We start from the raw sequence: 23,616 nt of genomic DNA, 5'->3' as shown, positions 1-23,616 counted from the left end.
CAAACGATTAGGGGGATTATTCAAATGAAACATCGGTTTGCGTCGAAGGCACTTCCCATCCTGCTGGCCGCCATCGCGATCGTTGCGACGGGCTGCGGCAGCAATGCCTCGAATAACGGCAATAGCGCCTCCAACGGCAGCGGCAATGCGTCTGAGAACAACGCCGCAGCGGCGAACGGCGGCGGCAACACCGCGGCTCCCGCTTGGACAGGCACCATCAATATGTACGCTCAGGCTTACACGCCGGATGCCAAGAACATCACGGGCATCAAGACCGACCAGCACAAGCTTCGCGAGCTGGCGGACGAGTACGAGAAAGCGCATCCCGGCATCAAGATCAAATTCGTGGACGAAGAGTTCAAGGATTATACCCAGACGGTGCGCGTCAAAGCCGCGGCCGGCGAATTGTTCGACGTCTATTGGGCGCAGTGGGCCGAATTGAACGGCACGTTCCCGAAAGGCATCGCCGAGGACCTGACCGAATATTTCGGCAAGCCGAACCCTTATATTCCGGACAAAGCAACGTGGCAGGAAGCCATGAACGGCACCGTCGTCAATGAAACCGCCGCTCCGGGAGGCCAGCATTATAACATCAACGGCGACTATGTCGCGACCGCCTTCTTCTATAACAAAGAGTTGTTCCAGCAGGCCGGCATCGCGGAAGCGCCCAAAACATGGGCCGAGCTGATCGACGCCAGCAAGAAGCTGCAGGCCGCGGGCATCGTGGCCATGTCCCAAGCGCCGGATTTCGGCTGGTTCCAACGGCATTTCATGAGCGACTTCTACTCCAAGGATTTCGATACGATCGCGGCGTTCGACAAGGCGCCGGGCATCTCCAGCCTCGACGAGGCGGTCGGCATCTCGAAGGGGCTGCTGAGCACGAAGGACGAGCGCTTCATGGGCTGGTGGCCGATGTTCAAGCAGCTGACCGATACATGGAAGAAAGACTACCTGACAGGCGACCCCGGCGTCGTGGGCGCCAACGCGCGCAACGACTTCTTGGCCGGCAAGACGGCGATCTTCTATGACGGAAGCTGGCTGCCGAACAACGCGGCCGACGCCGCGGTCAAGTTCGAGATCGGCTCCTTTAACTTCCCGGTGTTGACCGCGGGCGACACGCCGCTCTCGACGGGCATCGACGCTTCCGGCGCCGTGGGCGGACCGAACGGAGCCTTCCAATTCGCCGTGGCGACCAAGGAAGCCGACAAGAGCATGAAGGAACCCGGCAAGAAGGAAGCCGTCATCGATTGGCTGCAATTCGTCGGCACGCCGGAGCATGTGGAGCAGGCCGTCAACGAGAACGGCAACTTCGTTCCGACATGGCCGGGCACGAAGCCGAACGACAGCATGAAGGAGCTGGCCAGCCAAGCGTCCAAGGAGCTCAAAGCGATCGGCGTCGGCAACTCCTCGGCGAACCTTGGCAAGGATCTGCAGCGTACGTTCGGCTTGTACCTGAGCGGCAACATGGATTTGGACAAAGCGACGGCCAACGTGCAGAAGGCGCTCGACGCCGCGAACAAGGATTACGCGACGAAGAACGATACGGATTACAGCAAGTATTAATCGCCGCCCGGCCATGAAGCGACCTGCAGTCGAACGGAGGTCTCCGTTCACTTCGCTTCGCTTCGCGGCCGCGCGATCAAACTTTACCGGGAAAGAGGGAGCTTGCCGCAAGCCGCTCCCTCTTTGCTATTCGCACAAGGAAGGATGGATGGCTTGAATGCACTTCAAAGATAAAACCAAGATGGCGCTGACAGGATACGGCTTCATTCTGCCCACCTTCGTATTCCTGATCTGGTTCATGTACTATCCGGTCTATCAAGCGCTAAGCGGCGCGTTCACCGACTGGGACGGGTTCAATGCCCCGCATTTCATCGGACTGGATAATTTCACCCGCATGATGACCGATGAAGTGCTGGGCCAATCCACGATCAATGCGCTCATCTGGGTGGCGTTTTCCATCGTATTGGCGGTGCTTCCCCCATTCGTGGTGTCGGAGCTCATCTTCAACGTCAAGAAGGCCCGGCTGCAGTACGTGTACCGCACGTTATTCGTCATTCCGATCGTCATTCCCGGCATCGTCACGATTCTGCTCTGGCGGTTCCTCTATCAAGGCGATGGCGCGATCAACCAGCTGCTTGGCATGGTCGGCCTGGATTCCTGGCAGCAGCTGTGGTTGGGCAACCCCCATATCGCCCTGTACTCAATCATGCTCATGGGTTTCCCATGGGTCAGCGCCTTCAACATGCTCATCTTCTATTCGGGCCTGCAAGGCATACCGAAGGAAGTCATCGAAGCGGCGAAGCTCGACGGCGCCACGGGCTGGAAACGGGTGCTCCGCCTCGATATCCCGCTCTCTTTGCCGCAGTTCAGGCTGATCGTCATTCTGACCCTGGTCGGCAGCCTGCAAAATATCATTCCGCCGCTCGTCATGACCAACGGCGGTCCGGGTTACTCCACCTACGTGCCGATTCTTCATATGTATAACGTGTCGACCGTGAACGGCGAATTCGGGTACGGCATGTCGATCGCCTTGATTATGTTCGTCGTGATTCTCGCGTTTACGATTCTGAACATGCGGCTCGTCAAATCGGATACTTAACCAAAGGAGGGCACTATTTTGAAAACCGTTCGCATGCCGTCCCTCGGACAATTGATTCTTATCCTTCTGATCGTATTGACTATGCTGCCGATCTACTTCATTCTGGAAAACTCGGTCAAGACGCCGATCGACTTCGCGGAGAGCACGATAAACATTCCGCTTCACTTCGAATGGAGCAACTATTCGATGGCGTGGAGCAAGATTAACACGCCGATCTTGAACTCCGTCGTCATCGTCGTCATCAGCGTCGTCTTCATCCTGCTGTTCTCGGCGATGAGCGCGTTCGCCTTCGCCAAGCTCAAGTTCCCGTTCAAGAACGCGCTGTTCCTGCTCGTCTTCTGCTTGCTGCTCGTTCCGGGCTTCCTGACGCTGATCCCGCTCTACCTGCAGATCAAGAAGCTCGGCCTGTCGGACAGTTACTGGGCCTTGGTGCTGCCTTATATCGCCGGCGGCCAAGCCTTTACCGTCTTCGTACTGAAGACCTTCTTCGAGCAGCTGTCCAACGAGCTGTTCGAAGCCGCCCGCATCGACGGCGCGGGCAACCGCATCATCTTCGCGTCCATCGTGCTGCCGCTGTCGATCCCGATCTGCACGACGGTCGGCATCATGAACATCAACGGCCTGTGGAACGACTACCTGCTGCCGTCGCTTCTGCTCGACCGGGTCCATCAGACGCTGACCGTCGCGCTTGTCTCCTTCGAGTCTTCCGCCGGCAGTCACGGCCTGAGCGATTACGGCGGCATGATGGCGGCTTATATTCTCGCTTCCGTGCCGCTCCTGATCTTGTTCTCCGTGCTGATGCGCAATTTCGTGGAAGGCATCGCCAGCGGCTCGATCAAGATGTAAACGGACGTCGCTCATCATGATGTTGAAGCTCCCGGCATTCTGGATGCCGGGAGCTTCAGCGTGTCAAGGCGACTCTGAACTTTTTAACAGTCTGAACTTTAACATTCTGGACCTAACGGTTGTACGGAGCGCTAATCACCTCAAAATGCCCCTTTTAGCTCGCTTACGGTTGCCAGGAAACTTATTGCGAGATTTTCCCGCGTAAATCAGCTCATTTATGTCCAATAACGTCTGTCGCAACCGTTAGCGTTTTTTAAGCGGCCTAATTCGTGAAATAGCATCGCTGGCAACCGTTACGTTTCCGTCCGGCAGCGTTCCATTCCATGCAGAGTTCGAATCCAAACTCGCTTAGCTCGCCGCTTCCGGAGTCCATGCCCGGAAAGCCGTCCGCGGGCAGGATCGTCTCCATAACGAACAGCGCGTACCGATGGCTTATCGATGCGCGCTGTTTGGTGTTACCTTATTCGATTCCACACCGCCATCTCGCCAGGAGTCCGATTGCCCCATAAGTAATACGGCACGGCCTTCAGCTTGACCGGTCCGGCTGTCGATTCGGAAGCCGCCGCTTCTAACGGCCGGTAAGGCTGGTCCTCCCGCCAAGAAGCCCGCTCATCGGAATACCCCTCGACTTCGATGACACCCGCGCCGCCGAGCAGATCCGGATCGTATTGGAACGCAAGCGTCGAGCCCTTCGACAGCGACAGCGAGGCGATCGGCCCGCCATTGTCGATTTCCTCCAAGCAGTACACGAGCGGTCCCCGTTCGATGGCCGCTTTGCCCGCGTTGGCCCTTATATTCGGATGGGCGACGATGAAATGCGCGGTCATTGCCGGCTCCCACTCTACCAGATCCCCTTTCTTCCAGACTCGATCCACTTTCGCATAGCCATCCAAGACGTCGTATTCCACCTGAACGCCATTCACCTTCATCCCCGCTTGACCGCCGCACCATGAAGGCATGCGCAGCATCAGCGAGAAAGCCGCACCCGTCACTTCCGACAATTCGAACGTCGATTTGCCATGCCACGGCATCTGCGACCTCTGCTTGAGCGCGACCTGACCGCCGGCGATGCGCAGACGCGCTTCGCTGCCGATGAACAGATGAACGTAAATGCCGTTATCCGCTTCGGACGCCGTATAAATATAGTCGTTCAGCGAGCTGAGCAGACGCGCGACATTCGGCGGGCAGCACGAACAGCCGAACCACTTCTGCCGAACCGCCTTCACATGATGACGCCCTGGATTATGCGCGGAGGCATCCGGCCAGACTTCCAAAGGATTCACGTAAAAGTAGGACATCCCGTCCTGCGACATGCTTCCGAGGACGTTGTTGTAGAGCGCCCGCTCCAGGACATCGGCATACTCGCTCTTCTGTTCCAGCTTCAGCATGCGCTGCGCGAAGAAAATAAGTCCGATGGACGCACAGGTCTCTGCGTAGACCGTATCGTTCGGCAAGTCATAATCGATCGTGAACGCCTCGCCATGATGCGTCGAGCCGATGCCTCCCGTGATATACATCTGCTTCTGCGTCATGTTGTTCCATAGGCGGCGGCAGCTATCCAGCAGTTCTTGATCGCCCGTTAATCCAGCCAGATCGGCCATCGCTGCGTACATGTATACCGCTCTTACGGAGTGTCCGACCGCAGCGTCCTGATCGCGCACCGGCAGATGCGCCTGGTTATACGCCAACTGCTTCATCGTCGGAATCGGCTGTTTCCGTCCCGTCCAGATGCTATAGCCCTCTCTCCGCTCGCACTCTTCGATCAGAAAGCTCGGTTCCTGCCCGCGTTCGTCGATGAAGAACTGCGCCAGTCGCAAATAGCGCTCCTCTGCCGTAGCTTGATAGAGCTTGATCAAGGCAAGCTCGATCTCTTGATGACCGTCGTAACCCCGCAGCCGATCGGCTTCGCGGCCGAACACGGACTCAATATGGTCCGCGAATTTGCGCATCACATCGAGCAGCTTCCGTTTGCCTGTCGCCTGATAGTAGGCCACCGCCGCTTCCATCATATGGCCCGCGCAGTACAGCTCATGCGCCTCGTAGAGATTGGTCCATTGCTTCCCCGGATCCTTGATCGTGAAGTACGTGTTCAAATACCCGTTCTCGTGCTGGGCCAGCGCGATCAAATCGATGACTTCATCCGCGATGCGTTCGAGCTCAGGATCGCGCCGATCGGCCAATGAATACCCGACCGCTTCCAGCCACTTCGCGACGTCGCTGTCTTGAAACACCATGCCGCCGTACTTGCCTTCTTCAAGCCCTGCCGCAATTCGGAAGTTCCGAATGGCATAGCTCGGCTCCGCGCCCGGAATCCGATCGTTCAATGCTTCCCACTGATAAGGAATGACCGTCTTTCGGACGAGCTCGGTAAACCGATTCCAGAACCCATCGCGGACCCGTACCTCCATGCTGCTCGATGGCTTAAGCAGATTCATCCGGTAAGCACCTCTTTGTCGTATGTAATTTTATAAAATTTGATTATTCATAGTCCCTAGTTTATCCTGGTATTGCTGGATGGAATATAGATAAACCACACTTGTTCTTATAAATTTTCACACGAATTGCGGAGAGGGATAACGAATGAGCGAACAGTCTGTCATCACGCTGCATATGCCGCCGATGCCGTATTATATTACGATCGGCTTAACGAACTTCGGGCCAGGGGATCAACACCCGAATCGCCGCAATCTCGGGATCTTCGACCAATTATGGGTCGTGAAAGGCGCCTTGTTCATCGGCGAGGACGACCGGCAGTGGACCGTGACGGAAGGCCAGACGCTCCTGCTGCTGCCCGATCGTTATCATTATTCGGTCCGGCCTTGCGAGAGCGAGACGATCTTCTACTGGATCCATTTCGAGTTCAAGGGAACGTGGTCGTGCGAAAACGCAGCCCATGCCGTTCGCACCGCGCCGGCCGTTCGCCAGGCTTGGCAAAATCCGTATGCCGTCGCGTTCCCCCAGTACTTCGCGCCAACGGACTTCGTGCTTGCCGAGTCGATCCTGCGAAAGCTGTCGGCCTATTCCGGCCAGAGCAAAGCTTCTTCCTACATGAATGAACAGCGGCTCTTCGTGGAGCTGCTCGGTCTGCTTGAAAACAGAGAGGCCGTCAGCGATTCTTCAGCAACGGCGATGAAACTCGCAAACAAGACGGAAACCTTCCTCAGGCTGCATTACCAGGAGGACATTACGAATCGTTCGCTGGCGGAGGCGCTCCATTTTCACCCGAATTATATCGTGCGGTGCATGAAAGAGATCTACCGCTGCTCCCCGATGGATTACCTTCACCGCTACCGCATGGAGCAAGCGAAGCTGCTATTACTCAAGACGGAACAAACGATCACGCAGGTCGCGGAAGCGGTCGGATTTCCGAACGCGCCGTATTTCTCCAACTGCTTCAAACGGTACGCCGGCATCTCGCCGCTGCGGTTTCGCAACCAGTATGCGCAGTAGGCATGTAAGCGAACGCAAAGAACCAGCGGTCCTCTCGAGGAGCCGCTGGTTGAGAATTACGGATATGGAGGCCGCGCTATAACTCGCTCGGAGAGCCATAGGCTGACTCAGGAGACCGAGCACGGAAGGCGCTGGTTGAAAGCCCGGAATACGCTGCTTTCCCGGTCATGCGGTGCATGGGGTACACCTCTTGCTTGGAAATTGCATTGCTGGCCAATGTACTGCACGGGATGCGCCCCCTGCACACAGCGCGCGTCATGTTTCTAGTAAGCGCTCTCGCCGGCGCCCGCTCCAAGCCACATCGACTTGAGCGGCACCATCGATTCATCGGGAACGTAATACTTGAAGCAGTTGCTGCTGATGTCGCCGAGCAGCTGGCGCCGGATCGGCGATGCGTTCGCGAGCAGCGCGTCCGAAGCCCGGTGATAGTCGATCGGCCGCATCCAGATCGGACTGTAGCCGAAGAACAGCTGCCGTCTCGTGAAGCCGGAGCGGTTCGGAGCGCCGGCATGCCAGAGATTTTGCGGGAAGATGAAGACGTCCCCCTGCTTGCCGCATACCTGCAATTCCCCTTCGACGGGCACATCCACGTTCGTCTGTACCGGGGCGAAATCCGCCTTCAGATGACTGCCCGAGATGATCTTGGTATTGCCGCGGTCCGGCTCCGACATGTCGCTCAGAATGTAACAGGCTTTCATGTAATACGTCGACGTCAGTCCATGAATGCGCGGAAACTGCGGGTGCGGTCCATCCTGATGCCAGTTGATGAAGCTTTGGGACTCCGTCTTGCTATCGCCGGGATTGGGCCTTCGCACCGTCAAGTGCGAGATATGCAGCTGGATGTTGAACCCGAGCAAATTGACCATCAGCGGCAGCAGGGCCGGCTCGTCGATCAGATCGGCGAACGCCGGATGCCGCTCGACGCTGTTATACCAATTATAGGACAGCGACTCGGGCTCGCCCGCGATCAGCTCGTCGACGGCCAGATTCAGCCGCGCTACGCGTTCGTCCGGCAGCACGTTCCGCAGAATCAAATACCCGTCCCGATGAAATTGGCTGACAAGCGCCGGAATATCGAATTGCAGCTCAGTCATCGTGAAACGTTCCTCCTCTTATTTGCCGTAGCCGAGCTCCTCCAGCTGTTTAATCGAAGCATCCATGTACGTTTTGAAGTTCATGGTCGACTCCAGCTTCTTGAGAAAAGCGTCATACCCGTCCAGCGGGCTCTTCCCGTAGATGAAATTCACGAATTCTTCTTCGATGAAACGAGCGGCGTCCGCGGGATTATACCCGTCCGGATTGGACAGGAAGCCGTTCAGGATCTGGATTCGGGGCTGGCTGTTCGCGAACTCGATGTACTTGGACTGCGGCGCGAATTTGGTCTGCAGGTAGCTCATCTCCGGCCGGCCGGTAAACTGGTACAGCCACGTGAAACCCGCTTCCTTGCCCATCAGCTCGGTCGGCACGACCTTCTCGCCTTCCAGATTGTAATGCGTTCCTTGGATGCCGAACTGCACCAGCGTCGATCCGTCCTTGCCCGATACGTAGTTCAACAGATCGAACACTTTCTGAAGCTTTTCCTTGTTGTTTTCCAGCGCTTTCGGAATCGCGTACATGCCGGACGTGCCGCCCGCGTCGAACGGGCCGTCGTATTGGCCGCCCGGCCCTTTCGGCGGCGCGAGCTGCATCCAATCGGCGTTCGGGTTGACCTTCTTGATCTGTTCGGTGAACTGATCTTTGCTCAGGTTCGGCCAATCGATCCAGATGATGCCGGCCTGCCCCTTGATCGCCTTCTCCTGGTGCTGGAGGCCGGAGTTCGCCATGATCTCCGGATCGACCCCGCCCGTGGCGATGATCTTGTTAATGAAGCCGAGCGCGTCTTTCATCGCCGGATCGTACAGCGAGTTGACCAGCTTCCCGTCCTTCACGTAGAACGTGTTCGGGTCGGCCACGCCGAATGCGCCGAAGATCGGAGCGAACGTCGAGAGCTTGCTGCCGGTAAGCCCGGTCGTATCCTTCTTGCCGTTGCCGTCCGGATCCTGTTCGGCGAATGCCTTCACCACGTTCAAGAACTCGTCGGTCGTCGCGGGCGGCTGCAGGCCGAGCTTATCGAGCCAGTCCTTGCGGATCCAATACGTGTTGTAAGGGATGTTCGGCGCTTTGGGAATGGCATAGGCCTTGCCGTCCATCGTCGTCTTCTTCATGCTCTCGTCGCCGATGAAATCCTTGACCGGCTGCAGCTTATCCATGTAGGGGGTCAAATCGAGCAGCAGGCCCTGCTCCACGAACTGCTTCAGCGACGCGCGGTCCGGCACTTGGAACAAATCGGGCAAATTGCCGGAGGCAAGCCGCACGTTCAATTGATTCTTATAATCGTCGCCCGAGGCGTAGACCGTCAAATTCAAATCCGAATGAATCGCTTTGTCGATTTCCTTTTTAATAAAATCCTTGTCGGGCGACGGCAAATTGTTGCCGGTTTCGATAATGTCGAGTTTGACCGTACTCGCCGCCGATGCGCCTGACCCCGCATTGCCGCTCGCCGGAGCGTTGTTCGCATCCTTATCGGAGGAATTGCCGGACGAGCAGCCTGCAAGCACGCCGCAGGAAATCATGATGACCGTGAGCATGACGGAAACGGCTTTCATTCGTTTCATAATAATAGGTTCCCCTCTCTTGTGGGGCCGGGCGAACAAGGACGGAGCATCCCGCCGGGCCTTCAAACCTTGTATTGTTTAAACCGGCCATTCCGTTCCTGCAGTAACGGAGCGCCGAGCCTCAACCTTTGACGGAGCCGAGCAGCATGCCTTTCGTGAAGTGCTTTTGCAAGAACGGATAGACGATAATGATGGGCAGACTGGCCATGATGACGGAAGCCATTTGCAGCGTTTCGCTCGGCGTCATATTATCCACGTTCTCGAGCGGACTCTGCGTCTGGATCAGAATCTCCCGGACGACCACCTGAAGCGGGAACAGCGTCCGGTCCGTCACGTACATGATCGCTTGGAAAAACTCGTTCCAGTGGCCCACCATGTAGAACAAGCCGACGGTCAGCGTGACCGGAACCGATAACGGCGCGACGATTTGCAGCAGAATCCGGAACTCCTTGGCCCCGTCGATGCGGGCGGATTCGAACAGCTCCTCGGGCAGCGATTCGTAGAAGCTCTTCATGATGAGGACGTTGAAGCTCCACACGAGGTTCGGCAGGATCATCGCCCAGATCGAGTCCAGCAGTCCGAGCGACTTGACGACCAAGTACGTCGGAATGATGCCGCCGCTGAACAGCAGGGTGAAGACGACCATCATCAGGAATAGATTGCGCCCCGGCAGCTGTTTGCGGCTGAGCGGGTAAGCCATTAACGCCGTAATCACGATATTGAGAATCGTGCCGATGACGGTTACGAGAACGGTAACCCCGAAGGCACTGGGAATATTCGATTCCATAAGCAGCTTGCGGTAGGCGTCGAACGTAATGGATCTCGGAACGAGAATGAAGCCGCCGTTCTTGAGCACCTCGCTGAAAGGCGTGAGCGACACGGATAGGACGTACAGCAGCGGGAATACCGCGACAAGCCCGCAGCCGAACAAGATTACGAAGACAACGGCGTTCGCGATGCGATCGTTCTTGCTCCTTACCATATGCCTTCCCCCCAGCGCTTCGCGAGTTTGTTCGATCCCAGCACCAGAACCAGGCCGATCGCGGCTTTGAATAATCCGACTGCGGAAGCCAGGCTGAAATTCAGCTGCTGCAGGCCGGTACGGAACACCCACGTGTCCAGAATGTCGGCGACGGCGTACACTTGAATGTTGTACATGATATAGATCTGCTCGAAGCCCGCATCCAGGATATGGCCCAGGTTCAAAATGAACAGCATGACGATGACGGTCCGGATACCGGGAAGCGTTACATGCCAGATCATCCGCATCCGTCCCGCGCCATCCACCCGAGCCGCCTCGTACAGCGTAGGGTCGATGCCGGCGATGGCGGCCAAATAGATGATCGCGCCCCAGCCGAGATTTTGCCAGATTTCCGAACCGACCAGGATGGACCGGAAATACGACGTCGAGGTCAAGAAGGGCACCGCCGTTCCGCCCGCATCCTCCAGCCATTGATTCACCAAGCCGGAGCTTTGGGAGAGCAGCGACATCAGGATGCCGTAGATGATTACCCAAGACAGAAAATGCGGCATGTACGTCAGCGTCTGGACGAGCGACTTGAACCACCTCACCCGGCACTCGTTCAGCAGCAGCGCCATGGCAATGGGAGGAACCATGCCGAAGATCAGCTTGTAGATGCTGATCAGGAACGTATTCGTCAGCAGCTGCGAGAAATAAGGGGATTCGAAAAAAGCCAGGAAGTGCTTGTTCCACGGGCTTGCCCACGGACTGGACCAGATGCCGTCCATCATGTTGTAATCCTTGAAGGCGATAATGATGCCGTACATCGGGATATATTTGAAGACGATATAATAAAGGAGTCCTGGCAAAAGCATTAAATAAAACGCTTTGAAGCGCCAAACCCTTCTGCCGAATTCGGAGAGCGCGCTCCGTCTCGGCACGGTTTCTTGAACGGAATGGACTGCAGCCCGCTGATTCATCTGATTCACCTCGCTTTGTTTGTAAACGCATTCATCGAATGGCGTAAACCAAGTATAGCAAGGCCGTCACCGCTTCAACTATGCAGTGATCTTGCGAAATCAGGAACAAAACCGACAATTTTTCGGGATGGTTAGGGAGCGGATGAATGCTGCGTCGACCTGAGGTTTCCGCAAACCAATCATCTTTAGATGAATGCTGCGTCGACCTGAGGTTTCCGCAAACCAATCATCTTTTCTCCACCGGGATCGTAATGCACACCACCGTCCCCGCATTCGGCAGGCTGCCGATTCGCAGTCCGTATGCATCGCCGTAGCGGAGCCGCAGCCGATGATGGACGTTCGCCATCCCGATCCCCGTGAACTGCCCATCGCTCCGTTCCGGCGACCGCTCTTGCAGCGCCTTCAGGAGCTTGGACCTCTCCATCCCCACCCCGTTGTCGCGGATGAAGAACCGCAGCTTCCCCTTGCGAACGGAGCCCCGAACGCGGATGAATCCGTCTCCGCCGCGGCTCGGAACGACGCCATGGAAGACGGCATTTTCCAAAATCGGCTGCAGCGTCAGCTTCAGGATGTCGCACGATAAGGCTTCGGCATCGACTTCCTGGACGTACGTGAATTTATCTCCATACCGTATTTTCTGGATCTGCATATACATGTTCAGTCCTTCCAGCTCTTCCTCGACCGTGATATACTCCGATGTTTTGTCGAAGCTGAGCGACAGGACGCCGACCAGCGACCGGATCGTCTCTTTGACCTCTTCCGTCCGATGCTGCTTGGCCAAGCTTCCGATGCATGCCAGCGTATTGTACAGAAAATGCGGCGCGATCTGGCTCTGCAGCACCTTCAGCTCCAGCAGCTTCTTCCGCTCTTCCATCTGCTTCGTTTCCATCAGCAGGTTGCGGATCCGCTCCATCATGGCGTTGAAGCTTTGGGCGAGCCGGCCGATCTCGTCCTCCCGTTTGACGACAAGGCTCGGAATAACGCCCATATCGTGAACGCGGTCCATCTTGGCGGCCAGCGTCCGGACCGACTTCGTCATGTAGCGGGACATGGCGAACGCCATGAACAGCAGCACCACGAACCAGATGGCCGCGGCCGTCTTGTAGTTATCGAATAAGCGGATGACGTTCTGGTAGAAATAGCGGTCTTTGATCAGCACGAGCAGCGTCCAGCCCAGCCGGTTCTCGCCGGATTTGACGACGACGAGCTTGCCCGTCTGGCCGCCCAATTCGCTTGCCGTTATCGGAAGATCGGCCAACTGTCCGACGAACGATTCCGGGAGGTCCTCATGGTAACTGGCCGGCCGCTGCGGCAGCATGACGCTGTCCCGATCGAAGGTGACCACCTTGTCCTTGTCGGACATGATAACGAATGTCTGATACGTGCCGGAGGTCAATTCGGTGATTTTCTGGTTCAGCTTGTCGATATCGAGTTCCACGACCGCGACGCCGATCATGGCGCCGTTGTCGTCGTTGACCGGACGGGAGATGGCCACCGTCTGACCGGAGAGCGGAGAAACGTAGGGCTGGCTGACGACCGCCGCTCCGTAGGTTTGCTGCGATTTGTCATAGATGGCGCTCAGGTGCGGATTCCCGATAATCTCGTAATTGACCTGGGAGCTCGAGAACACTTTGCCGTCCTTGCGGATGATATACAGCGTCTTCACGAACGTGCTGTTGTTCTCCGCGATGTACCGGAGCGAGTCGGACAGCTTCCTGCCGTCCCCTTCCCGAAGCAGCTTGGTATCCGTCGATAACAGCAGAAGCACGTTCCGGCTGTTGTCCAGATACGTATCGAGAAATTGGTTCGTGCGCGCGATCAGAATCTCGGAGTCCGACACCATCTGGTCTTTGAACAAGTCGGCCGCCTTGTGATAGTTGTTCCAAGCGAGCAAAATAAAAAACGCGAACGTCACGATAAACAAAAAGAGAAACTGCCTCGTCGCAAGGCTCCATCTCCTATACCAGCGATAGAGTCGATTCATTCCGCATCATCCTTTGCCTTCTTTGTCTGCCGTTCTTAGGTCGGTTGGCGCCGCTCCCGTCCATTCGCGAAAAATGGCGGAGAAATAGCGGTAGCTCGGAATGCCTACCTGCTGCGCGATTTCATATACGCGAAGCGACGTATGCTGCAGAAGATCGGTCGCCTTCTCGATTCGTCTCCCCGTCACGAAATCGTTGAACGGAATGCCCGTTTCTTCGCGAAACAGCCGGCTCAAATAATGCGGGCTGAGTCCGACCTCCTTGGAGACGGAGCCCAGCGTGATCGGCTTATCCAGGTTCTCCTCGATAAACGCCTTGGCATCCGTAATTTCCTTGCGGCACTTTTTGACTCGGTCCGGCAGTTCGATCGCTTGAACGAACGCTTCCGCCAGTTCATTCAGAGTAGCGGCATCGTTAATCCGGCTCGATGCCTTTCGCCCCTTAACCCCTTGCGCCGCTTGTTCGCGATGCCAGTCACGCAGCCAATCGGAGACGAATGTCCGCAGCTCCTCAGGCACGATGGCTCTGCTGATGGCCCACTCCGCGAAGCCGCCGCGAATGAGCGCTGCCAGCTGCTCCCGGTTCCACTGAGCCTTGTTCAGCTTGACCGACATATCGGCCGCCGACTGCTCGTCGAGCGAAGACGAATCGGGGAGCGGCATCTCGATTACGCGGGAAGCGCTTTCATAGAATACGGTATCCGGCCTCCTGCAAATAACTCGGTATTGTTCGACGAATGCCGCGCTATTCCCGATCGGTTCGCTCAGCACGCTATACAGCCTGTACGTATCGCTTAGAAAGGCGAATCGGCGGTCGAGCGATTGGTAGAGCTCATTCGTAATCCATTCCATCTCGCTGCGCAATTCGGGCAGATCGCCATTCTCCCCGCGAAATACCAGCACATAGACGCCGCTGTCCGCCGGGATCCAAGAGAAAGACTTCACTTGCTCGAGCGACCGCAGCGAATCTTCCACGGCATGATGCACGAACAGCTTGCCTTCCCTGCTGGCCTCCACGTGAAGCGCGGTAAGCTGCAGCGGCAGCTTGGTCCGGAAAGCGTCTTGCAGCCAAATTGCCAGCTCGTTGTCGTCGGCGGCCTGGCGGGATACTTCCAGCAGACGTTCGGACGTCTTCCAACGCCTGCTCTCCGCCTCTCCGCGCTGCAGCGACTGCTCGCGGTATACGCCTTCCTTGGCCCGGTGCAGCGCCTGCGCAAGATCGCGGTCGTCCATCGTGACTTTCACCAGATATTCTACCGCGCCGAGCTTGATGGCTTCCTTCGCATAAGCGAAATCCGAGTGGCAGGTCAGCAGGATGACCTGGATATGCGGAAACTCCGCCTTCAAGCTCCGGAAAAGCGCAAGCCCATCCATGACCGGCATCGTAATGTCCGTGACGACGATATCCGGCACAAAGCTGCGGCAGAACCGCAGCGCCTCCTCGCCGTTCTCCGCCTCGCCGATCCATTCGAACTGATGCTCCTCCCAAGAAAACAAACGCAGCTCCTGACGGATCGGAAGCTCGTCGTCGACTACCAATACCGTTAATCGATCGTCATTCATTCGGCATCCCTCTCGAAAGAAAGTTTGTGACTCTCATCTTACAGCTTATTTCAAAACCTTGACAACTATTGATGTTATCTCAGTTTCCGTTAAGAATGGCAGCGGATGGAAAGCAAAAACCCCCGGCTTCGCGTATGCGCGATCCCGAAGGTTTTGCATGGACCCGAGTGTAGCGTGCCGCTTCTCCCCCTCCCCACAAAAAACAGAGCCGCGGGTTCCCCGCGGCTCTGACCTGTAACCGGAACGCATGCCTTCGCATCAACTAGAAGTCTTATCCACTTGAAGTCATGCGCTCCCTTTTCCAACCCGTCAGTTCATAAAATGCATAAACTGCAGCATGCGTTTGATGACGACCGCCGCTTCGGCTCGGGTTGCATCCGCTGCGGGAGCGATCATCGCTTCCGTTTTCCCCTGGATGATTCCCGCGGTCAGCATCTCGGCCAACGATGATTTCGCCCAAGAAGCAGCGCTTCCGCTATCCGCGTAGTTTCCGAGAATGTCGTCCCGCCCATCCACGCGGACGGATTGGTTCAAGTACTTCAGCGCTGCGGACAGCATGACCGCCATCTGTTCGCGGGTAATGCGCGCGTTCGGCTGGAAGGAACCGTCTTGGTAGCCTTTCGCGATTCCTGACCGGACCGCTTCATCGACTGCATCCGCGTACCAGTCTTCCTTGGTTACGTCGCTGAATCCGGCAGCTTTTGCCGAGGATTGCAATCCGAGCGCGCGAACGAGCAAGGCCGTGAACTCCGCGCGCGTGATCGAATCGTTTGGCGAGAAGCGGCCAAGCGCGTCCCCGTTTAGGATCCGCTTGGAGGCCAGCAATTCTATGTCGGCTTTGGCCCAATGGCCTTGAACGTCGGCGAACGTCTTGCTGCCCGAAGCCACGGTATAGATGCTGTTCCCGTTCCGCATGATAACGGCCTCCGTCTGGCCGCCATCGGCTTGAAACACGGCCGGAACGAAACGGAACGTCCCCGTGTCCGGGTCGAATACGAGCGCCGTTGCCTTCGCCGGATTCACCGAACCGGATAGGTTCATCGTTCTGTCGACATAGGCGCTGCCGAAATCGGCGATCTCGATCGATTGACCGCCAGCCAGCGCATAGATGCTGTAATCCAGCGAAGGGCTCAGCAAGGTCAAGCCTTCACGGCTTGCCTGCGCTGCAATCTGAGCGGCCGCAGCGCCTGCGACTCTCTCGATCACGATGCTGATCGTCATCTCTCCCGGGCCTGCGCCAAGCTTCTTCGCCGCAGCATCCAAGCCCAACGCGCCGACCGGTATCTTGTAGCTGCCGAAATCCGTCCGAATCATGACGAACGCGCCCGGCGTCCGGCCCGCGACATCCGCGAATGCAGACGACGGAATGTTCACCTTCACGCTGCCGCCGTCGTTCTTCAAGTCGATCGTTACCGTGTTCTTGGTCGGCGTATTGGATAACGCTTGGAAAGCTTCCTTGAGCTTCTTCGAATCGATCGTAGCCGTCGTTTCGGTAATGCCCTTCAAGTTGGTGGTTTGAACGCTCTTGATCGCGTCCTGCCCCAGCTTGACGCCATTATTCGTCGCCTCCGGCGCTGTCGTTGACGGAGACGTTACCGCACCGCCGCCAGCGGAAGAATTCGGATCGGATCCCGTCGAAACGGTGACATGGAAGATCTTCTCGATGTTGCCGTCGGAGGACTTGGCCGTGATGTCGGTTTGGCCAATGCCGACGGCCGTGACCAAGCCAGCAGCGGAGACATAAGCAACTTTGAGATCAGCCGAACTCCATACGATTCTCTTATTGCCGGCTTCCGCCGGAGCTGCGGCGACGTCGATCCGCGCAGCCGCCCCCGGAGCCAGCTGCAGCCGGTCCGCCATCGTCGACGATAAGCCCGTAACCCGAACCGGAGCTTGCGCCGCGCTGCCCGATACGTTTACGCTGCCCAGGTTCAGCCACCCGCCGCTATCCTGCTCGGCATTCGCGAAATGGAACGCCTTGGCATCGCTATTGATTTCCTCCAGCGGATTCACGTAGCGCATCAGGATTTGATAGCTTCCGTTGCTTAATTCCGGATTGACGGTCGACTCGAACAACCGATTGCCGTCGAATCCGTTCGTATTCGGAAGAAGGTCTCGCAGATCCCAGCCCGGCTCCCAGATCTTCGCGATGCCGTCTCCCGATCGGGCGGCAAGCTCGACCTTCCAGTCGTAGTAGAACGGGGCGACGCCTCTATTCTCCAGCTCCACGCCCACCTTCAGATCTCCGCCCTCCGCGTTCAAGTAAGCGGCGGGCACGTAATATTCATAGCCCATGCTTCGCGAGCCTTCGGTCGCTCTCGCCAATGGCTCGGGAGCCAGCGGCGTCTGGAATACGCCCTGCGCGATCAGCCAGGAGGCATGCGTCAACTCCAGGCTCGTGTAGTAATCCTCGCCTTGCGCGCCTTCGATCGGCGTCGACGGTTCGTTGTATCTAGGCGGATCGTTGTTCCACATCTTCACTTGAATTTCCGGTCTCATCTCGCCGCCCATGCTGCTGCGTTTCCAGAACTCGGTGGCCCCCGCGTCTTTCACCCGACCCCAGAAATGCCAGCCTTGGCCGCCCAAGCTCGGCGGGAGCGTCTGAAAAGCGAAGGAATCGTCATGATAGCCGACATCGAAGCTCGTGGTTTGAAGCGTGCCGTTGCTCATCGGATAGCGCAGCACGAGCTGCGTCTTGTCGAACGCGTCATCCATGTCGGTCAGCACCCGCTTCAGATTGGCGTCGGTCGGCATCAGGTTCGGCGATTTCAAATTTCCGTCATACGGATACGTGTGCCATTCGCCCCAGAAACCGATCAATCCGATCATGATCGAGCCGATGCGCGGGTCGCCGTCGTAACGGGAACCCAGTGCGCCGATAAAGTTATCCAGAGCGCCGAGCAATCGTTCGTCATTATAGTCCGGCGCAACGCTCGCGGCGGTCTTGCCATTGTCGTACTCGTCGTAATCGTACGTCTTCAGCCCTTCGTCGAGCAGGAACTGCGGAATTCCCGAAGGCTTGTTCGGGTAGTCCAGATACACCCGGAATACGGCCTGATTGCCTCTTGCCGCCACGGCCGCAAGCCGTTTGTCCAGTTCGGTCCAATCGAAGTCGTTCAGATCGTTCATCAGCTTGTTCAGCGGCAGGTAGAAGAACTCCATGCTGTACGGCAGCTGGGACGGCCGATCCCGCCAATCGTCGCCCGCTTGGAAGTAAGCTTCTTCGGAAGCGTCGTAGAACGGAAGCAGCCCTTTGAGCGGATTATCTACCGGCGCGGGCCGATAGGCCAGCGCATGCGTTCCGTCTTCCGCCGCCCATGCCGGCGGACTCGGATGCTCCGCCGGATCGACCGTCGGTCCGCCCCCGGAACCGCTTGTTCTGCCGGCTAATGCATATAAGCCGAGCTGGTCGATGGTGAGCGCATTGTCCGATTGATTCTTGGGGCCGAAGCCGAATTGAATTTGGAGCACCTTGCTCTTGTCGAAGGGGGCGTCGCAAGCATCGCAGCCTTGCCACGCCGATTGGGCGATCGCGCTCCAAGGAATTCGGACCATGCCTTTGTAGCCTGCGGCGATCGACAGCGAACCCCCGCCAAGCGTGGTGGCTTTCCAGCCGTCGGCGGCGTTATAGAACTGGACGACGCCTCCTGCTTTCAGCGAGAATTCGCCTTTCGCGGCATCCGTCACGATCGCCACGTTCAGATCCATCGCATTGCCGCTTGCCGAAGCATTGTTGACCCAGAACGCAAGTCCGTCATACGCGGACCAATCCGTATCCGCGCCCGTAAACGCCGCGCGTTTGATATTCACCCAGTCGGACGCGGATTTGCCGGGAGGCGGGGATACCGAGAACGTCATGGCTTGACTGCCCTGCGCGACGTTCGTCCGGTCAAGCGTTCGCAGCGTCGACGGATCTCCGGACTCCCAATCGATCCGCCAGACGCTCTGCAGCGCGGCATCGTCCGCATACGATTCGAAGTCATCCAGTATGCGGTCTGCCCGGTAGAGCAGGATGTCGTCGATCGTGACGACGTTATTCGCGTAACCCGCCGGCGGATAGCCGAACTGAAGCCCGTCGACTTCGCTCGGATCCAATGCCGCTGCGCAATCCGCTTGAACGCCGCCGCACTGCCACGCGGATTGTACGAATTGATCCCAAGGGATTCTTACGACGCCTCGGAAGCTTGCAGGAATGGCAAGCGAGCCTCCATTGAACGGCGCGGGGCGCCAGCTTCCGTCGGCGGCGAGCGTCCAGGCCGACCCGCCCTCTCGTAAGCCGAACTCGCCGTTCGACACGGCCGTTTCCAGTGCGACGTTCAAGCTGAAATCCTTATGGTCGTTCGTCGTATTGTCTACCCAGAAGCTTAATCCGTCGTATCGGGACCAGTCTCTCTTGTCGGACGGGATGGCGTGCAGGATATTCGCCCACTCCGAATCGGCGATGGCGGCCGAAAGCTTCAAGCCTTTGCTTCCGCTTGCCTGGCCGAGCGCTCTTGTCACCGATCCCGGCTTGTCGGACCAGGCTTCCGTCCATGCCTGCCCCAGAGCGGCATCGTCGGCATAGGCGTCGAAATTCTCGATGAGTCCCGGCTGCTCCGGTCCCGTTACCGGCGGCGTTCCCGTATCCGGATCGGATTCGACTTTGTCCGTAAAGTAGATCTCGTCGATCAGAATCGTTCCCGTCGTCCCCCACGCCGCTTGCGCGATCGCGAGACTCCAGAGCGTCTGCGACATATCCACGCCTTGCGCGGGCAAGTCGATGACGATGTCCTTGTAGCTGGTCGTGATCGTATCTCCGCTGAATTGGCCGATCGTTTTCGTTACGCCGCCGATCGTGAGGTTAACGAGGCTTTCTTCGCCGCCGGCGGCTCCCTTCACCCGAAGCACCAGCTTGCTCATGTCGGCTAAGTTGCGGCCGATGTTGGTTTCGAGCCGCGCCATATTCTGAACCTGCAGCGTCAACGCGCCGTCTTGGACAACGCCCGCGCCATTGCCGTTGGCGAAATTGGTTGAACCGGTCCATTGATTCAGATCATTCGTCGTGCTGCCGGACCATGCCGGCGTTCCGTCGTAGTCGTCCACGAGCAGGCGCTTCGCCGGCGCCGGCGGAGAATCCGGAGGCGGCGTGCACGGCGAAGCGCACTCCCCGATCCGTACCGCTCCCAGATTGAGCCAGCCTTCCGCGTCCTGATTCGCATTCGCGAACCCGACCTGCTTGGCTTTATTGCTGATGGCCGCTAACGGATTAACGACCTTCATCACGACATAGTAGTAGCCGTCGTTCAGCCCCGGCTCGGCAATCGTCGTATCGAAATAATAAGGCTCGCCGAACGGAACGTACTTGGGATCGCCGGCAACGTTCCACTCCGGATACGTGCGGATCTGCGAAGGCATCACCTTCGTCATGTCCCATGCGGTATCCCACTGCTTCACCAGCTTGCCCGAAGCGTTCTTCACGCCCAGCTCCACCTGCCAAGGATAAGCGAAGGGAGCGACGCCGTTGTTCTGGATGGACACGCCGACCTTGAGCGGCTCGCCGGACGCGACGTTATTATAATAGGCGCTCTTCACGTTCAGATCGTAGCCCATCTTCCTCACGCCTGCTGCCACGGCCGCATCGTCGGCACGGTAATTGCTGATGCCGCCTTGGTTGATCATCCATGTGGCGTGCGTCAGTTCGATATCGTCCATGGCGTCGTCGACGTTAGCGCCGCCGCTGAAGAAGCTGCCCTGAATTTCCGGACGCACTTCCCCGCCGACCGACTGCGCGATCCATCGATTCTCCGAGCCGGCATCCAGCATCTGGGTCATGAACGAATAATAGGCGCCGCCCATGCTCTCCGGCTGCGTCACGCTCTGCAGCGGATCGCCTTCCTTGTAGCCGAACGAGTCGTCATGATAGCCGATGTCGTAAGCGCCCGCGTTCGGAAGGCCGGGATTGCGCACCTCGAGCTTCGTGGCGTCGAAGGCGGTATCGTAAGCGCCGAATATCGCGTTGATCGTGGCGTCGTTCGGCATATAGTTCGGATAATTATCCGAGCTGGTATCCGAGTCGTACGGATACGTATGCCACTCGCCCCACAAACCGACGAGGCCCATGTGGATGAATCCGATGCGCGGATCTCCGTCGTACGCCGCGCCGAAGGCTCGGATGAAATTGGTTAGGTACGTGACCATGAGCGGATCGTCGTAATCCGGCTCGTCTTGGTTGAAGGTATCGTTGTGCCGCATTTCGACGCCGCTTTGGTGAATGAAATCCGGTATGGCGTCCTCTTTGCCCGGATATTCCAGATACACCCGGATGGCGGCCTGATTGCCTCTGGCCGCGATGGCGTTCAACGCCGGCTCCAGGCCCGTATCGAACGTATACGAATCCGGGCCGTTCATGACCGCCTTCAGCGGGATATAATACCACTCCAAGCTGTGGGGGAACGAAGTCTCCGTCTCCCACGGATAGAAGGGCGCGAAGCCCTTCAACGGATTGTCGAGCGGACTCGGCGCGGGCGTCAGGTCATGCTTGGCCAGCGTGCCGTCCGCCGCGGGGCTCGGATACGGAACGGATGGCAGGCGGGTCGGCTCGGAGCTCGCGTGCGCCCTGCCTGCGGGATAAGCATAGAACGTGCTCACTAGCACGCACAGCATGAGAAAAACGCGAAATGAAGCCTTCCTGATGGGGTATGCCGTTAATGGAACCATCAAAATCCTCCTCGTCGGCTCTGTTGATACCGCTTTAATGGCAGCTTAAAAAAAACGCCAAGCCAAAGGTATTGTTAGGCTTAGCGTCTTGAGATGGCTTGCATTGAAGTCTGCTACGAAGCGTGCGCTCATCCTTTATGCGCGCTGAACGCCACGCCTTCGATGAACTTCTTCTGGAAAATAAAGAACAGGACGATCATCGGAATGACGGCCATTAACGCCCCGGCCATCAAGATCGGGTAATTCGTGCTGAACATCGACACGAGCGTCGCCAGCCCGGAAGACAGCGTGAGCTTGTCGGGCGAGCTGTTAATGATCAGCGGCCATTGCAGTTCGTTCCAGGACCACAGCAGTTGAATGATGACGATCGCGACAAGGGCGGATTTCACGAGCGGCAGCATGATATGGCGGAACGTCTGAAACGGATTGCATCCGTCCAGGATCGCGGCTTCCTCCAGCTCTTTGGAGATGCCCAGGAAAAATTGCCGCAGCATGAACGTGGCGAACGGACTGACCAGCGCGCAGATCCAGAGCGCCGTTACCGAGTTGACCAACCCCCACTTGCTCATGAGCAGGTATTGCGGGGTGTAGAAGACCGGATTCGGCACCATCATGACGGAAATGATGACGAAGAACAGAAGCGTTCTGCCCGGGAAGCGGATTCTCGCGAACGCGTACGCGGCCATCGAGCTGAACAGGACGGGGAATACCGTCTTCATCAGGGCCGTGAAGGCCGTGTTCAAGTAGTAATGCTTGAAGTCCGTTTTCTCGAACGCTTTCGCGTAGCTGCTGAAATCCGGATGGGACGGAAAGATTTTGACCGGAATTTGCGTCGCTTCCGTTACGGTTTTGAACGAAGTCAGAATCATCCAGCCGAAGGGGATGATCATGACGATCGATGCCGCGATCAGCACGACGTGGATGATCCAGTTGTAGCTGCGGTCGGCGGCTTGACGGCGATTCTCCATGCTCTTCCCCCTCAGTCGTAGGTGACCCATTTTTTCTGAAACGCGAACTGCAGGCCCGTCAATATCAGATTGATGACGAGCAGCATGTCGACGATTGCCGCGCCGTAATTCTGATCGTAATAGACGAAGGAATTTTGATAATAGGCGTACACGAGGGAACGTACCTCGGGCAGCGCGACGTTCGTCTTGCCGATGAGCAAATAAATCGAATCGAATACTTGCGTGGCGCCGATCATGAGCACGATGGTCGTGAAAAACAACGTCGGCGTCAAGAGCGGCAGGGTGATATAGCGGAACTTGCGGAACCGCACGGCGCCGTCGATCTCGGCCGCCTCGTACAGCGCTTTCGGTATCCCCTGCAAGCCTGCCAGAATCAGCAGCATGTTCAGGCCGATCGCGCCCCATACGCCCACGATAACGAGCGCGAACATCGCGAATCTCGTATCCGAGATCCAGGCCACGTCCGTGCCGAGCACGTAATTGATCAAGCCGTAGTCATGGGCGAACAGCACGACCCAGACCATGGCCGCCGCCGCGGGCATCGTCACCTGCGGCAGGAAGAAGATGACGCGGTAAGCGGATAATCCGCGGATTTTCGCATTGAGCAGCACGGCGAAGAACGTGGAGAACACGAGCGTGAGCGGCACGAACAAGATCATGTAGTACAGCGTGTTGCGCAGGTTCTTCCAAAACTCTTTGTCCTTGAACAGCTTTTCGTAGTTTGCCAATCCGACCCAATGATTGACCATTCCGAAATCCTCGGATTTCAGAAAGCTCAGATAGATCGAATACACGGCCGGCCAACTCCAGAACAAGACCGTGCCGAGCAAGGTAGGTGCAATCATGATATATGCCCATACGTACCTGCTTCTCGAATTCATGGCCTGCCTCCTCCCTTATTCATCGTCGAAGGCA

14 protein-coding genes are annotated in these 23,616 nt (G+C 57.4%); 4 read left to right on the top strand and 10 right to left on the bottom strand.

The genetic code is table 11. The features are described 5' to 3' along the window. Window positions 1-24 precede the first annotated feature (24 nt). From GT003_RS23570 to GT003_RS23560, 3 genes are all read left to right on the top strand, one after another. Complete coding sequence (locus GT003_RS23570) at window positions 25-1,563, top strand: ABC transporter substrate-binding protein (protein ID WP_161702509.1); 1,539 nt, start codon at window positions 25-27, stop codon at window positions 1,561-1,563. Window positions 1,564-1,720: 157 nt separating this feature from the next. After that, complete coding sequence (locus tag GT003_RS23565) at window positions 1,721-2,602, top strand: carbohydrate ABC transporter permease (RefSeq protein ID WP_204798945.1); 882 nt, start codon at window positions 1,721-1,723, stop codon at window positions 2,600-2,602. 18 nt (window positions 2,603-2,620) lie between these two features. Continuing rightward, window positions 2,621-3,448 carry a carbohydrate ABC transporter permease gene (locus GT003_RS23560; RefSeq protein WP_161702507.1) on the top strand — a complete coding sequence of 276 codons (828 nt, stop codon included), beginning with the start codon at window positions 2,621-2,623 and terminating at the stop codon, window positions 3,446-3,448. A gap of 455 nt (window positions 3,449-3,903) precedes the next feature. Here the strand turns inward: GT003_RS23560 and GT003_RS23555 are convergent, their stop codons facing one another. After that, window positions 3,904-5,883 carry a glycoside hydrolase family 127 protein gene (locus GT003_RS23555; RefSeq protein ID WP_161702505.1) on the bottom strand — a complete coding sequence of 660 codons (1,980 nt, stop codon included), beginning with the start codon at window positions 5,881-5,883 and terminating at the stop codon, window positions 3,904-3,906. A gap of 145 nt (window positions 5,884-6,028) precedes the next feature. Between GT003_RS23555 and GT003_RS23550 the strand changes: the two genes are divergently transcribed. Next, the gene (locus GT003_RS23550; protein ID WP_161702503.1) at window positions 6,029-6,898 is read left to right on the top strand and encodes a helix-turn-helix transcriptional regulator; all 870 of its coding nucleotides are present in this window, start codon (window positions 6,029-6,031) and stop codon (window positions 6,896-6,898) included. 263 nt (window positions 6,899-7,161) lie between these two features. Here the strand turns inward: GT003_RS23550 and GT003_RS23545 are convergent, their stop codons facing one another. The 9 genes from GT003_RS23545 to GT003_RS23505 form a co-directional block, all read right to left on the bottom strand. Continuing rightward, complete coding sequence (locus GT003_RS23545; protein WP_161702501.1) at window positions 7,162-7,992, bottom strand: phytanoyl-CoA dioxygenase family protein; 831 nt, start codon at window positions 7,990-7,992, stop codon at window positions 7,162-7,164. Window positions 7,993-8,010: 18 nt separating this feature from the next. Further along, on the bottom strand, window positions 8,011-9,552 hold the full coding sequence (locus GT003_RS23540) for an extracellular solute-binding protein (RefSeq protein WP_161702499.1): 1,542 nt from the start codon (window positions 9,550-9,552) through the stop codon (window positions 8,011-8,013). A gap of 121 nt (window positions 9,553-9,673) precedes the next feature. After that, window positions 9,674-10,534 carry a carbohydrate ABC transporter permease gene (locus tag GT003_RS23535; RefSeq protein ID WP_161702497.1) on the bottom strand — a complete coding sequence of 287 codons (861 nt, stop codon included), beginning with the start codon at window positions 10,532-10,534 and terminating at the stop codon, window positions 9,674-9,676. Further along, window positions 10,528-11,388, bottom strand: coding sequence for an ABC transporter permease (locus tag GT003_RS23530; protein WP_239566022.1), 861 nt, complete (start codon window positions 11,386-11,388; stop codon window positions 10,528-10,530). Before GT003_RS23530 ends, GT003_RS23535 begins: the two co-directional genes overlap by 7 nt. Before the next feature lie 331 nt (window positions 11,389-11,719). Then, window positions 11,720-13,477: a sensor histidine kinase gene (locus GT003_RS23525; protein WP_161702493.1), complete on the bottom strand. Its 1,758-nt coding sequence runs from the start codon at window positions 13,475-13,477 to the stop codon at window positions 11,720-11,722. Window positions 13,478-13,483: 6 nt separating this feature from the next. Next, window positions 13,484-15,037: a response regulator gene (locus GT003_RS23520; protein ID WP_161702491.1), complete on the bottom strand. Its 1,554-nt coding sequence runs from the start codon at window positions 15,035-15,037 to the stop codon at window positions 13,484-13,486. A 309-nt stretch (window positions 15,038-15,346) separates the two neighbouring features. Then, window positions 15,347-21,733 carry an S-layer homology domain-containing protein gene (locus tag GT003_RS23515; protein WP_161702489.1) on the bottom strand — a complete coding sequence of 2,129 codons (6,387 nt, stop codon included), beginning with the start codon at window positions 21,731-21,733 and terminating at the stop codon, window positions 15,347-15,349. A gap of 128 nt (window positions 21,734-21,861) precedes the next feature. After that, a complete protein-coding gene (locus tag GT003_RS23510; protein ID WP_161702487.1) occupies window positions 21,862-22,701 on the bottom strand; it encodes a carbohydrate ABC transporter permease in 840 nt (279 codons plus the stop codon). Window positions 22,702-22,712: 11 nt separating this feature from the next. Further along, window positions 22,713-23,582: a carbohydrate ABC transporter permease gene (locus GT003_RS23505; protein ID WP_161702485.1), complete on the bottom strand. Its 870-nt coding sequence runs from the start codon at window positions 23,580-23,582 to the stop codon at window positions 22,713-22,715. Between the last annotated feature and the right edge of the window lie 34 nt (window positions 23,583-23,616).

Origin of the sequence: Paenibacillus sacheonensis, from assembly GCF_009909195.1 — a bacterium.
Classification (GTDB): domain Bacteria; phylum Bacillota; class Bacilli; order Paenibacillales; family Paenibacillaceae; genus Paenibacillus_Z; species Paenibacillus_Z sacheonensis.
Note: the sequence above shows the minus strand (reverse complement) of the source record. Positions and strands in the feature narration are given on the sequence as shown.